The 13840-nt window shown below is 69.2% G+C and carries 14 protein-coding genes; 12 read left to right on the top strand and 2 right to left on the bottom strand.

All coding sequences use genetic code 11. The annotated features are described in order from the left end of the window. Window positions 1-19 precede the first annotated feature (19 nt). The 12 genes from C441_RS02605 to dhaM all read left to right on the top strand — a co-directional run bounded on the left by C441_RS02605 (window position 20) and on the right by dhaM (window position 12317). On the top strand, window positions 20-1348 hold the full coding sequence (locus C441_RS02605) for a glycerate kinase type-2 family protein (RefSeq protein ID WP_007273653.1): 1329 nt from the start codon (window positions 20-22) through the stop codon (window positions 1346-1348). A 63-nt stretch (window positions 1349-1411) separates the two neighbouring features. After that, window positions 1412-2029, top strand: a complete 618-nt coding sequence (locus C441_RS02610; protein WP_007273654.1) for an ArsR/SmtB family transcription factor — start codon at window positions 1412-1414, stop codon at window positions 2027-2029. Window positions 2030-2110: 81 nt separating this feature from the next. Continuing rightward, window positions 2111-2554, top strand: coding sequence for a bifunctional nuclease family protein (locus tag C441_RS02615; RefSeq protein ID WP_007273655.1), 444 nt, complete (start codon window positions 2111-2113; stop codon window positions 2552-2554). A 60-nt stretch (window positions 2555-2614) separates the two neighbouring features. Next, window positions 2615-3097, top strand: coding sequence for an acyl-CoA thioesterase (locus C441_RS02620; RefSeq protein WP_007273656.1), 483 nt, complete (start codon window positions 2615-2617; stop codon window positions 3095-3097). Window positions 3098-3160: 63 nt separating this feature from the next. Beyond that, on the top strand, window positions 3161-3613 hold the full coding sequence (locus C441_RS02625) for a hypothetical protein (protein ID WP_007273657.1): 453 nt from the start codon (window positions 3161-3163) through the stop codon (window positions 3611-3613). A gap of 187 nt (window positions 3614-3800) precedes the next feature. Then, window positions 3801-5210: a DUF4397 domain-containing protein gene (locus tag C441_RS02630; protein WP_007273658.1), complete on the top strand. Its 1410-nt coding sequence runs from the start codon at window positions 3801-3803 to the stop codon at window positions 5208-5210. 133 nt (window positions 5211-5343) lie between these two features. Next, the gene (locus C441_RS02635; RefSeq protein ID WP_007273659.1) at window positions 5344-5649 is read left to right on the top strand and encodes a hypothetical protein; all 306 of its coding nucleotides are present in this window, start codon (window positions 5344-5346) and stop codon (window positions 5647-5649) included. A 32-nt stretch (window positions 5650-5681) separates the two neighbouring features. After that, entirely contained in the window at window positions 5682-6284 is a 603-nt protein-coding gene (locus C441_RS02640; protein WP_007273660.1) for a hypothetical protein, read from the top strand. A gap of 508 nt (window positions 6285-6792) precedes the next feature. Then, complete coding sequence (gene ileS / locus C441_RS02645; protein WP_007273661.1) at window positions 6793-9924, top strand: isoleucine--tRNA ligase; 3132 nt, start codon at window positions 6793-6795, stop codon at window positions 9922-9924. Between the two features lie 176 nt (window positions 9925-10100). Then, window positions 10101-11099, top strand: a complete 999-nt coding sequence (gene dhaK, locus C441_RS02650) for a dihydroxyacetone kinase subunit DhaK (protein ID WP_007273662.1) — start codon at window positions 10101-10103, stop codon at window positions 11097-11099. Between the two features lie 136 nt (window positions 11100-11235). Then, window positions 11236-11934, top strand: a complete 699-nt coding sequence (dhaL, locus tag C441_RS02655) for a dihydroxyacetone kinase subunit DhaL (RefSeq protein WP_007273663.1) — start codon at window positions 11236-11238, stop codon at window positions 11932-11934. Beyond that, window positions 11931-12317 (top strand): dihydroxyacetone kinase phosphoryl donor subunit DhaM, encoded by a 387-nt coding sequence (gene dhaM, locus C441_RS02660; RefSeq protein ID WP_004063261.1) that lies wholly within the window; start codon window positions 11931-11933, stop codon window positions 12315-12317. The genes dhaL and dhaM overlap by 4 nt, the downstream gene beginning before the upstream one ends. Before the next feature lie 107 nt (window positions 12318-12424). Here dhaM and ptsH1 read toward each other — a convergent pair whose 3' ends face one another. Further along, window positions 12425-12700: a phosphocarrier protein HPr gene (ptsH1, locus tag C441_RS02665; protein WP_007273664.1), complete on the bottom strand. Its 276-nt coding sequence runs from the start codon at window positions 12698-12700 to the stop codon at window positions 12425-12427. Window positions 12701-12796: 96 nt separating this feature from the next. After that, entirely contained in the window at window positions 12797-13840 is a 1044-nt protein-coding gene (locus tag C441_RS02670) for a hypothetical protein (RefSeq protein WP_004970733.1), read from the bottom strand.

Genomic DNA, 13840 nt, shown 5'->3' on the forward strand with positions numbered 1-13840 from the left:
TCGGCATCCCCCACGAACTATGCAGGAGTTCGACGCTCGAACCCCGACGCCCGCCCACGAGACGGCCATCGACTGCCTCCGCGCCGGCGTCGAGGCCGTGCTCCCCGACCGCGTCGTCCGCGAGTCGGTGTCGCTCGACGGCGACGCGCTGACCGTCGCGGACGCCACGTACGACCTGACCGCATACGACCGCATCCTCGTCGTCGGCGGGGGCAAGGCCGGCGACGGCGTCGCCGACGCCCTCGAAGCCGTCCTCGGCGACCGCATCGACGGCGGCGTCGTGGTGACGCCCGACCCGTCGCCTCGCCCCGACGGGCGAATCGAGCGACTCCCCGGCGACCACCCGGTTCCCTCCGCGCGCGGCGTCGAGAGCACCCGGCGACTCGCTGACCTCCTCTCGGACCTCGACGACCGGACGCTCGTCCTCGCCGCCGTCACGGGTGGCGCGAGCGCGGTCCTCCCGGCGCCCGCCGAGGGCGTCTCGCTCGCCGAGTTACAGGAGACGACCGACAGACTGCTCGAAAGCGGCGCGGAGATTCACGACCTCAACGCGGTCAGAAAGCACGTCTCGACGCTGAAAGGCGGCGGCCTCGCGCGACTCGCCGCGCCCGCGACGGTCGTCGGACTCGTCCTCTCGGACGTGGTCGGAAACGACCTCGGCGTCATCGCCTCCGGCCCGACCGCGCCCGACGAGACGACCTACGACGACGCCCTCGACGTGCTGGACCGCTTCGACCTCGACGTGCCGAAGTCGGTCCGCACGCGCCTCGCCCGCGGCTCGGCCGGCGACATCCCGGAGACGCCGAAGCCCGGTGACCCGGTGTTCGATCGGGTGACGAACCACATTCTCGCGGACACCTTCACCGCGCTCGACGCCGCCCGCGGGGTGGCCGACGAACGCGGGTACGACCCGCTCATCCTCTCCTCTCGCGTGCGCGGCGAGGCGCGCGAGGCGGCGAAGACCCACGTCGCCGTCGCGGAGGAGTCGCTGGCGACCGGAAATCCGATTTCCGCGCCCGCCGTGGTTCTCTCGGGCGGCGAGTGCACCGTGACGGTCCGCGGCGACGGCGACGGCGGGCCGAACCTCGAATTCTGCCTCGCGGCCGCCGCGGAACTCCCCGACGCGACCGTCCTCGCCAGCATCGATAGCGACGGGAAAGACGGCGGGACGGAGGTCGCGGGCGCGGTCGTGGACTCCTCGTCTGTCGCCGCCGGCGACGCCCGCGCCGCGCTGGCGAGAAACGACGCGCTCCCGGCCCTCCGGGAGGCCGGCGCGCTCGTCGAGTCCGGCGCGACGGGGACGAACGTCAACGACCTGCGCGTCCTCGTGGTCGGCGAGGGCGTCTGAGCGCCGGCGATTCTTCGGCTGGCGGGACAACAAGTTTGTATCCTCCGGCGGAGTACCCCCCGTATGGCCGGTTTGTTGCCCTCCACCCCCGACACCTCCGCCGCGGACGAGTCCTCGCCGCGGGTCATCGGACTCGAAGACGACGAGGCGTCGGACCTCCTGTCGGCGCTCTCGTCGGCGACGGCCCGCCGCGTGCTCGCCGCGCTCCACGAGGAGCCGACGAACGCCGCGGAACTCGCAGAGCGCGTCGACACGTCGCTCCAGAACGTCCAGTACCACCTCCGAAAGCTCGACGACGCGGGCCTCGTCGAGGTGGTCGACACCGTCTACTCCGAGAAGGGCCGCGAGATGAAGGTGTACGCGCCCGCCGACAGGCCGCTCGTCGTCGTCGCCGCCGGCGAGGAGACGCGGACGGGCCTCGCGTCCATGCTGACGAGTCTGCTCGGCGGCGTCGCCGTGTTGGGTCTGCTCTCGGCGCTCGTCCAGTGGGTCGCATCGCGCGGCCTCGGCGTCCTCGGCGGGGCTGGCGGGGCCGCCGAATCCGCCGACGCGACGGTTTCGACGATGGCCGCGGAGGCCGCGCCCGCGGCGGCGCAGGGAGTCCCGCCGGGACTGGCCTTCTTCGCCGGCGGTCTCGTCATCCTGCTCGTCGTCGCGGCCGTCCAGTTCGCCAGACGATGAGGCCCCGCGGGAGCCGACGGCGACCGGGGCGGCGACCCGCGCTGGGGTAACTATTCGTACTCCGCCCAACTACAGCATAGCATGAAACACCGTGCCGTGGTCCGCGGTATCGGGGTCGGCGTCGGCGAAGACGGCTCGAACGTCCCGGCGGTCGTCCTCGAAGCGCGCGACGAGTTCCTGCCCATCGTCATCACGTCGGACCAGGCTCAGGCCATCCAACTCGGTCTCTCAGGCGAGCAGTTCGAGCGCCCGCTGACCCACGACCTCCTGGTCGAGATGGTGACGGAGTTCGGCGGGGCCATCGACAGCATCCGCATCGACGACCTCTCGAACGGCACGTTCCTCGCCAAGGTCGACGCCGAGCGCTACCACGACGGCGAGGCGCGGTCGGTCGTCTTCGACGCGCGCCCGAGCGACGCCATCGCCCTCGCCATCCGCGTGGACTGCCCGATTCTCGTCTCCGACGACGTGCTCGACGCCGCCGGCCAGTCGCCCGAGGCGTTCGACGCCGACTTCGACGAGTGAACGCGGGGCGTCGCCGCCGCGCCCCACGATTTCAAGCCCCCTCAGCGTGACCCTGCTCGCATGAGCGAATCCACCGCGACGCTCGAAGAGTCGCGCACCGAGATGACCGAACTCCTCCTGCCGAACGACACCAACAACCTCGGCCGGGCCCTCGGTGGCGCGGTCCTCCACTGGATGGACATCTGCGGGGCCATCGCCGCGATGCGCTTTTCGAACCGCCAGTGCGTCACCGCGTCGATGGACCACGTCGACTTCATCAGCCCCATCGACCTCGGCGAAGTCGCCGTGATGGAGGCGTACGTGTTCAACGTCGGCCGGACCAGCGTGGACGTGAAAGTCGACGTGCACGCCGAGAACCCGAAGACCGACGAGCTACGGAAGACGACCACGTCGTTCCTGACGTTCGTCGCGCTCGACGACGACGGGAAGCCGACGCCCGTCCCCCGACTCGTCTGCGAGACCGACGAGGAAGAAGAGCTCCGCGCCGAGGCGGTCGCCGCCCGCGCCGACCAGCTCGAATCCGTCATCGAGCGCATGGAGTAGGGCAGAAGGCCCCACCGGCGACAGCGCCGAACCCTTTTCCCCGGCGGCGACCGACTGGCGACCATGCTCGACGTTCCCGTCCCGGACCCGCCGTCGCTCCCGACGGTCGACCCGAACCAGTACGACGACGCGCAGGTGGCGGCCGACGCCGACTTCAAGCGCGCCGAGTTGGAGGAGTTCCTCGAAGTCGGCGCGTGGGCCGACGCCTTCGAGGCGTGGGCCGCGGAGACGCCCGTCACCGAGGCGCAGTGGGAGATCGTCCTCGACCTCGACCTGCTCTCCCACTTCGACTTCTTCTGGGACGACTTCGCCGACCGCGTCGGCTACCACGCCCCCGGCATCCCCGAGGACTGGAAGGAGCGCGACCTCCACCCCGACCTGACCTCGTGGGGCGAGGTGTCGTCTATCAACGCCGGTCTCACCGAACTCGGACAGGAGGCGTGCGACGTGCTCAAAGACGACTACATCGACTGGGAGTCCGAGTACGAAGCCCCCGACGACCTGCCGGACTTCTGAGGTCGCAGTCGTTTCCCTCCCTGTCGTTTTCCTCTGTTCGACTGCTCACGAGTTTCGTCCGCAACGACTCTTTGAGAATATTCTCTTATTCGTGGTATTCTCGCGAGATATACTTATTTCTGGAATCATTGTGGTCAGATTTGGGAAAACGGTGATATTCCGACCGTCGCTCTCATCTCTCGTCGCTATGACGAACATGAAACGCCGCGACGTACTCCGTGGATTCGGTGGCGTCGCCATCGCGGGCGGACTCGCAGGTTGTATGGGCGGCGGCGGGACCGACGACGAGACGGAAACGACCACGACGGCGACCCCCACGCCGACTCCCACCCCGACGCCCACGCCGGAACCGGAGACGGCGATGCTCCGCGTGGCGCATCTCTCGCCGGACGCGCCGAACGTCGACGTGTACGTCGACGACGCGGTCGCGCTCTCTGACGTGCCGTTCGGCGCGGTCAGCGACTACCTCTCGGTGCCCGTCGGGACCCGGGCGGTGAAAGTGACCGCCGCCGGCGACGAGTCGACCGTCGCCTTCGAGGGCGACCTCGACGTCGCCGAGGCGACCTACACCGTCGCCGCGGTCGGCGAACTCGCCGAGGAGACGTTCGAACCGCTCGTCCTCGAAGACGACGTGTCGCTCCCGGCCGACGACACGGCTCGGGTCCGCGTGGTCCACGCCTCGCCCGACGCGCCCGCCGTCGACGTGACCGCCGGCGACACGGTACTCTTCGACGGCGTCGCCTTCACCGAGTCCGGGAGCGTCGAGGTGCCGGCCGACACCTACGCGCTTCAGGTCCGGGGCGACACGGACTCGAACGACGGCGACGCGGTCGCCGAGTTCGACGTGGAACTCGCCGGCGGCACCGTCTACACGGTGTTCGCGGCGGGCTACCTGACGCCCGACGACGAGCCCGCGGATGTGGCTTTCCGGCCAGTCGCGGTCGTCGACGCCGGCTCCGGCGGCGGCGGACTCGTCCAGCGCGACGTGTCGCTCCGCGCCGCGCACCTCTCGCCGGACGCGCCGAACGTCGACGTGCTCGTCGACGGCGCGGTCGCGCTCTCGGACGTGCCGTTCGGCGCGGTCAGCGATTACCTCGCGCTGACCGCCGGCTCGCACCAAGTCACGATTCGCGCGACCGGCGCGCCCGACACGGTCGTCTTCGACGAGACGCTCGACCTCGCGGCAGGCGCGTACACCGCCGCGGCGCTCGGCGAGCTCGACTCGGCGGCCGAAAACGGCTTCGCCGTCTCGCTCCTCGAAGACGACCGCTCGGCCCCCGCAGACGACATGGCCCGCGTCCGGGTGCTTCACGCCTCGCCCGACGCGCCCGCGGTCGACGTGACCGTCGCGGGCTCCGGGGACGCCCTCGTCGACGGCGCGGGCTTCGGCGACGCCGCCACCGTCGAGGTCCCCGCGGGCGAGTACACCCTCCAGATTCGGGGCGACACGGAGTCGAACGACGGCGACGTGGCCGCCGAGTTCGACGTCGCGGTCGAGGGCGGCCGCGCCTACACTGCCATCGCGCTCGGCTACCTGACGCCCGACGACGAGCCGGCCGACGCCGCGTTCGACCTCAGCGTCGTCGCGGACAACTGACCGCAGAGCGGCCCGACCGACCCCCGGTTTGCGAGCGCACCCCACTCGACCCGGCCCCGGGAGACAACCCACCCGAACGAATGACGCCGACGCGACCCCGACGACGTGAACCGCCCCGGGCACAGCGGCGGCCATGAGCGTCTGGGTCGACGCCGCGCGGCTCTCGCTCGGCGCGAGCGTCGTGTTCCTCGTCGTCATGCTCGGCGTCTGGGGGCGGAACTACCTGCTGTTCCGGTCGAAGCACGCGCTCGGCTTGGTCGTCTTCGGGACGTTCCTCCTCGCACAGAGTCTGTTCGCGCTCTACTACTACCTCGTCGACCCGACGCTGTCGGTCTGGTTCGCCACCGCCGTCCCCGCCGCGGCGTGGCGGGTGCTGATGGGCATCCACGTCCTCCAAGCGGTCGCGCTGGCGGTCCTCCTGTGGATTACGTGGGATTAAACGTTAACCCGGAGGCCCCCGAGGCTCCGTGCATGCACCGCCGAGCCCTCCTTTCGAGCGCCGCCGCGCTCTCGCTTGCCGGCCTCTCGGGCTGTCTCGCCGACGCCCGACGAACCGCCAGCGGTCGAATCCGCGCCGACACCGGTCACTCGAGACTCCACCCGGCAGACGAGCAGTACGTCAAAGGGACGTTCCCCGAGGACGCCGACTTCCGCGGGTGGCTGTTCGCCGACCCGCCGGACGACCAGACGGACGTGTTCACCGACCGCGCGATGCAGGGGCAGTACTCCAACGACCTGCAGGGGGCCGACGGCGACTCGTTCGTCCTCCTGTTCGAGGTCCGAATGGCCCGCGAAGACGCCGCGTTCTACAACATCGGATTGTCGCCGTCGTGGACCGGCTGGCGCGACGCCGACATCCCGATTCGACGGTCGGCGCCGGCCGACCTCGAACCGTTGGACGCCGACACGTTCGTCTGTACTCACCTCTCGACGTTCGACGTGGCGAGAGGTGCCGCGCCGACGAACGCCACGCTCCGGGTGTTCGAGCGCGACGGCGAGTCCGGAACCACGCACGGGACGGAACCCGAACAGACTGTGGCGACCTATCGCGTCGGTCGCTGGTCGGACCGGTAGCGTCCCTGTCGCCGTCGCCGTCGAACACCTGTCGCAGTCGGCCGCGGAGCAAGCGTTATACGCCCCGCGGGACTGCTCTGGGATAGGATGCGACGACACCGGACGCCGCCCCGCTCGCCCGCGGTCGGCCAGTCCCGACGCTCGGTCGTCGCTCAGTCGCCCATTATTGCGGGGCAGTAGCCTCGCACATCTCTCATCCTCGACTCCCGTCCGTACCGACTTCCGAGCGACAGCGGTCTCCCGTCCGGTGTGACCACGACCACCGGAACCCAAATGGATCGACACACCCACCACACCCGACAGGCGTATCGACAGCGACCAGCAGGCCATCGACAGCGGCCAGTAGATTCCCGACAGCGACTAGCAACCCGGCGACCGCACCCGCGAGCGCGGACGGTCGTCACCCGACCGCGGAGGGTCTCGCGTGACTGAGTCCGACCCGGCGGAACGCCCGGCCGACGCGGACCAGACCCGCCGTTTTGATATATATCCACGAGAAGGACGGGGTATGGAAGACATCGCAGACCAGTACACGCCGTCGGACGTGGAGTCCGTGGTCGGCGAGTACTGGGACGAACACGACGCGTACGAGGCGACGAAGGAGGCACACGCCGACGACCCGTCGTTCTTCTTCGTCGACGGCCCGCCGTACACCTCCGGCCAGATGCACCTCGGCACGGCGTGGAACAAGACGCTGAAGGACGCCGTCATCCGGCACAAGCGCATGACGGGCCATCAGGTCACGGACCGCCCCGGCTACGACATGCACGGCCTCCCCATCGAGGTCAAAGTCGAAGAGGAACTCGGCTTCACCTCGAAGCGCGACATCGAGGAGTTCGGCATGGAGCAGTTCATCCAGAAGTGCAAGGAGTTCGCCGTCCGCAACCGCGAGGCGATGGACGAGGACTTCCAGTCCATCGGCGCGTGGATGGACTGGGACAACCCCTACCAGACGCTGTCGCCCGAGTACATGGAGTCCGCGTGGTGGGCCTTCTCGAAGGTCGCCGAAAACGGACTCGTCGAACAGGGCAAGCGGAGCGTCAACTACTGCCCGCGCTGTCAGACCGCCATCGCGGCCAACGAGGTCGAGTACGACGAAATCACCTCGCCCTCTATCTACGTCAAGTTCCCGCTGAAGGGTCGCGAGGGCAACCTCGTCATCTGGACGACGACGCCGTGGACCATCCCCGCGAACACGTTCGTCGCCGTCGACGGCGAGATGACGTACCAGGAGGTCCGCGCCGAGAAGGACGGCGAGAGCGAGGTGCTGTACCTCGCCGAACCCTGCGTCGAGGAGGTCCTGAAGAAGGGCCGCTACGAGGACTACGAGGTCCTCTCGGAGGTCACGGGCGAGGAGATGGTCGGCTGGGAGTACGACCACCCGCTCGCCGGTGTCGTCGCCGAGTACGCCGACTTCGAGGGCGCGGGACAGGTGTACACCGCCGACTACGTCGAGGCCGACCGCACGGGTCTCGTCCACTCCGCGCCCGGCCACGGTCAGGAGGACTTCGCCCGCGGGCAGGAACTCGGACTCGACGTGTTCGTCCCCGTGGACGACAAAGGCGAGTTCACGGAGCAGGGCGGCGACTACGCGGGCACGTTCGTCCGCGACGCCAACCCGCAGGTCATCGAGGACCTCGACGAACTCGGCCACCTGCTCCACGCCGGCGAGCACGACCACCGCTACGGCCACTGCTGGCGCTGTGACACGGACATCATCTTCCTCGCCACCGACCAGTGGTTCATCACGGTCACCGACGTGAAAGAGCAACTCCTCGACAACATCGAGGACTCGGAGTGGCACCCGCAGTGGGCCCGCGACAACCGCTTCCGCGACTTCGTGAGCGACGCGCCCGACTGGAACGTCTCGCGCCAGCGCTACTGGGGCATCCCGCTTCCCATCTGGGTCCCGAACGACCCCGACGCCGAGGGCGCACAGGAGATGATTGTCGTCGGCACCCGCGAGGAACTCGCCGAGCGCGCCGACCAGGACGTCGACCCCGAGACGGTGGACCTCCACCGGCCCTCGGTCGACCCCATCACCATCACCGAAGACGGCGTGACCTACGAGCGCGTCCCCGACGTGTTCGACGTGTGGATCGACTCCTCGGTCGCCACGTGGGGCACCCTCGACTTCCCCGGCGAGACGGAGGCGTACGAGGAACTGTGGCCCGCCGACCTCATCATCGAGGCGCACGACCAGACCCGCGGGTGGTTCTGGTCGCAACTCGGCATGGGCACCGCCGCGACCGGCGAGTCGCCGTACAAGGAGGTCATCATGCACGGCTTCGCCAACGACAAGGACGGCCGCAAGATGTCGAAGTCCGTCGGCAACATCGTGACGCCCGAGGAGGCCATCGACCGCGCCGGCCGCGACCCGCTTCGAGCCTACCTCCTCAGCCACGACCAGCAGGGCGTGGACCTCTCGTTCGAGTGGGACGGCCTCGCCGACACCCAGTCGACGCTCAACATCTTCTGGAACGTCTTCCGGTTCCCGCTTCCGTACATGGACCTCGACGGCTACGACCCCGCCGAGGCCGACCTCTCTGCGGGCGAACTCACCGTCGTCGACGAGTGGGTGCTCTCGCGGCTCCAGACCGTCGAGGCCGAAATGGCCGACGCGTGGGACGACTACGAGGTCTCCACCGCGCTCAACGCCCTTCTCGACTTCATCACGAAGGACGTCTCGCGGTTCTACGTGAAGGCCATCCGCGAGCGCATGTGGGACGAGGAGGACTCGGCGTCGAAGCTCGGCGCGTACGCCACGCTCTCGACGGTGCTCTCGGAGTCCATCCGGCTCATCGCGCCCTACGCGCCCTACATGGCCGAGCGGATGTACCAGCGGCTCGACGGCTCTGCGACGTCCGTCCACATGCTGTCGTACCCCGAGGCCGACGAGGAGCGCCGCGACGAGGAGTTAGAGGCCAACATGGCCGTCCTCCGCGACGTGGAGGAAGCCGCGGCGCACGCCCGCCAACTCGGCGGCCGCAAGCTCCGCTGGCCCGTCTCGCGCATCGTCGTCGAGTCCGACGACGACGAGGTCGCCGACGCGGTCGACGCGCTCTCGGACCTCCTCGCCGAGCGCGTGAACACCCGCGACGTGCAGGTCGTCGAGGTCTTCGACGAACTCGTCGAGACGGCCGAACCGCAGATGAGCGTCATCGGGCCGGAGTTCGGCGCTGACGCCCAGAAAATCATGGAGGCCGTCGAAGGGCGCTCGCGCGCCGAGGTCGAGTCGGGCGTCGAGGTCGACGGCGAGACGTACGACCTCTCCGACGAGATGGTCTCGTACCGCGCGGAACCGCCGGGACACGTCAGCGGTGCCGACTTCGAGGGCGGCACGGTCTACGTGGACACCGAACTCACCGACGACATCGAGTCCGAGGGCTACGCCCGCGACGTCATCCGCCGGATTCAGGAGATGCGCAAACAGCTCGACCTCGACGTCGAGGCCGAAATCGACGTGTCGCTCGCGGTCGACGACGAGCGCGTCGCCGGCTTCGTCGCGGAGAACAGCGACCTCATCGCCGAGGAGGTCCGCGCCCGCGAGTTCGACCTCGGGTCGGCCGAGGGCGAGACGGTCGAGACGTGGGACGTCGAGGACGTGTCCGTGACCATCGCGGTCACCCAACTCGACTGAGGCGGTCGCGCGCCGGTCCGCACCGGCCCGCGGCGTCTCCGCCGGCCCGACGCTCGGCCGCCGCCGCGACCCGTGAAATGGAGGGCGCTTACCGCCGATTTTTCGCAGACGGCGACCGTCTCGACTTCCGACTGACCAACACTTTTGGCCTTATCGAACGTGAGGGACGGTGAGTCATGAAGAAACTCATCAACGAACCCGGAGCGGTCGTAGACGAGATGCTCGACGGGATGGTCGCGGCGCACCCCGAACTCCGCCGGCTCGACGGCACGAACGTCCTCGTCCGCGGCGACGCGCCGGTCGAGGGGAAGGTCGCGGTCGTCTCCGGCGGCGGGTCGGGCCACGAGCCGACGCACGCGGGCTATCTCGGCGAGGGGATGCTCGACGGCGCGGCGGCCGGTGAGGTCTTCACCTCGCCGACGGCCGACCAGTTGAACGAGATGATTCAGGCGACGGACGCGGGCGAGGGCGTCCTCTGCGTCGTCAAGAACTACGAGGGCGACGTGATGAACTTCGACACCGCCGCCGAGATGGCCGCGATGGAGGGCGTCGATGTCGAGCAGGTCGTCGTCAACGACGACGTGGCCGTCGAGGACTCGCTGTACACGTCGGGTCGTCGCGGCGTCGCGGGCACCATCTTCGTCCACAAATGCGCCGGCGCGAAGGCCGCCGCGGGCGGCGACCTCGCCGAGGTCAAAGCGGTCGCGGAGAAGGTCATCGACAACGTGCGCACGATGGGCATGGCGCTGACATCCTGTGTCACCCCGGAGAAGGGCGAACCGACGTTCGACCTCGGCGAGGACGAAATCGAACTCGGCATCGGCATCCACGGCGAGCCGGGCACCGAGCGCGCCGACGTCATGAGCGCCGACGAGATTACCGAGCACCTGACCGAGAACGTCCTCGACGACCTCGACCTCGGCGAGGGCGAGGAGGTCGTCACGATGGTCAACGGTATGGGCGGCACGCCGCTTTCGGAGCTGTACATCGTCAACCGCAAGCTCCAGTCCATCCTCAACGACCGCGGCGTCGAGACGTGGGACGCGTGGGTCGGCGACTACATGACCTCCCTCGACATGATGGGCTGTTCGGTCTCCGTGCTCCGCGTCGACGACGAACTGAAGGAACTCCTCGGCGCGCCCGCGGAGACGCCCGGCCTGACGGTCACCGAGTAAGTCGGACGCACCGCCGCCGAGCGCGCGACGACCTCCGCCGCGAACTCCCGGCGGCGACCCCCGACACGTCCCCGATTTTTGCGGCAGAACAGTCTCGCGGGACAAGGGATTAACCCCCGGCCGACGAAGGTCAGCCATGGCTGACTCAGAGACACAACGCGAAGCGGTGCTGGACGCGCTCGACAACGTCGCCGAGCGCCTCGCCGAGGAGAAGGAGTATCTCACGGACCTCGACTCCGCCATCGGCGACGCCGACCACGGCGCGAACATGGAGCGCGGCTTCGGCAAGGCCGCCGAAAAGCGCGAGGAGTTCGCCGAGATGGAGCCGAACGAGGTCGTCAAGAACGTCGGGACGACGCTCATCTCGAACGTCGGCGGGGCCTCCGGCCCCCTCTACGGCGGCTCTATCATGTTCGCCAGCCAGGAGTTCGAAGACGGCATCACCGCCGAGACTTCGGTGGCGTTCGCCGAGGCGTACCTCGACAAGGTCAAGGACCGCGGCGGCGCGCAGGTCGGCGCGAAGACGATGGTCGACGCGCTCGTCCCCGCCGTCCACACCTACAAGAAGTCCGTCGAGCAGGACGACCTCCCGCCGCTCGAAGCGCTCGCCAAGGCCGTCGACGCGGCCGAGCGCGGCGTCGCCTTCACCGTCCCCATCAAGGCGATGAAGGGCCGCGCGTCGTTCCTCGACTGGCGCTCGGTCGGCCACCAGGACCCCGGCGCGACGAGCACGCTGTTCATCCTCGAAGAACTGCTTGAGACCGCAGAAGAGTACCTCGATGGCGAGGTCGACCGCGACGCGCGGGCCGAAGACGCCGTCGGGAGGGACGAATGATCGGTCTCGTCGTCGTCTCGCACAGCGCGAAGGCGGCCGAGGGAATCGCGGAGGTCGCGGCGCAGATGGGCGGCGGCAACGCCCGCATCGTCCCCGCCGGCGGCGACGAAGACGGCATCGGCACCTCGCCGGACCGCATCCGCGAGGGCATCGAGGAGGCGGACGACGGCGACGGCGTCGTCGTCCTCGTGGACCTCGGGAGCGCCGTGATGAACGCGGAACTCGCCATCGAGATGGCGATGGACTCCGAGGCGGTCATCGCGGACGCGCCGGTGCTGGAGGGCACGCTCAACGCGGCCGTCGAGACGACGAGCAAGAAGGCGACGCTCGACTCGGTCGTCGAGCGCGCCGAGGACGCCCGCGACTACCGGAAGCTGAACTGAGTCGTCAGGGACGACCCGGGCGTCCGGGCCACCGACCGACCCGAAAAGAGACCGCCGCGCGACGCGGCGGCTCGCAGTTCCGTTTCGGTTCGTTTCGGTTCGTTTCCTTATTCTTCGTCGCCGGCTTCGGGCGTCGACAGCACTTCTTCGAGCGCGTCGAGCGCGGCCTCCGCGTCGTCGCCGTCGGCGACGAGGCGAACCTCCTCGCCGTGGCCGACGCCGAGGCCGGTGACGGCGAGCATGCTGGCGGCGGGGACGAGGTCGTCCTCGTCGGCGCGGCCGAGTTGGATGTCGGCGTCGAAGGAGTTCGCGGTCTCGACGAACTGGGAGGCGGGACGAGCGTGCAGGCCGTCTTTCGGGACGACGGCGACGATGCGTTCCATACGTCGGGTATCGACCGCGGAGCGTTATCGCTACCGGTTGCGGAACGCGGCGACAAAAAACCGTGAACGACGGGTGCGGGGCCGGGGCGTTCGGGTTTAGAGCCCGAGGTACGCCGCGTTGGGGATGACCCCGAGGAGGAACAGCACGCCGAGGATGAGCGAGTAGATGGTAATCGACATCGCCGGCGGGTCCACGTGGGTCCCGGAGTGGGAGTAGGCGACGCGCTGGGTGACCTCACCGAGGAGCGCGCCCACGAGACCGCCGACCGCGGCGGCCACGAGGATGAGCGGTTCGCTCCCGCCGACCATCGGCGCGGCGACCGCCGCGAACGACGAGCCGCCGAGCGTGATGTGGTGGGTGACGGGGAAGTTCTCGACGCCGAGCTGTAAGAACAGCAGGCTCGCCGCGGAGATGCCGTACCCGAGGAAGAAGCTCCCGGTGACGAGCCACGCCCATCCGCCGAGGACGCCGGCCGCGAGGCCGATGACGGAGACGTTGGCCCACTTGTACTGCTGGGGGAGCCACGGCTCGACCGCCAGTCGGTCGCTCCCGTCGCCGCGGAGCGTGCCCTTTTCGAACGGCGTCATGTCGAGGTAACCGTCGCCGGCGGGCGTGCCGATAAGCGGGTAGTCGAACGCGAGGCGGGCGATGAGCGCCGTCGTCATGACCGACAGCGCGACGCCGTCGAGCGGGAGGCCGATACCGCTGGAGATGCGGGCGATGAGCAGGCCGAGCACGCCGAAGACGCCGCCGATGGCGAGCACGTCGGGTCGAGTCCCGAACGCGTGCAGGATGTTCTTGCCGTCGACGTCGAACTCGGCGTTCTTGCCGGCGTAGGCGCTGGCCGCGACGCCGGCCGCGAACACGATGTGCGGGCCGACGAACGGGCCGAACCCGATACTACCGGTGATGCCCGTACCGAGCTCGCCGGCGGTGACGAGGTCCGCGCCTTCGAGCTGTCGGATGACCGTCCCCGCCGTCTCGCCGAGGAGCACGACGAAGCCGGTGAAGACGAACGAGGGGAGCGCCCCGACGGACGCGCCGAACATCCCGCCCGCGAACGCCGCGAGCAGGAGGACGACGAACCGCTCGGCGCTGACGCCGATGACCGGAATCTGGAGTGCGAATGTTTCGAACAC

It is taken from the genome of Haloferax sulfurifontis ATCC BAA-897 (assembly GCF_000337835.1).
In the GTDB taxonomy this organism is placed as follows: domain Archaea; phylum Halobacteriota; class Halobacteria; order Halobacteriales; family Haloferacaceae; genus Haloferax; species Haloferax denitrificans.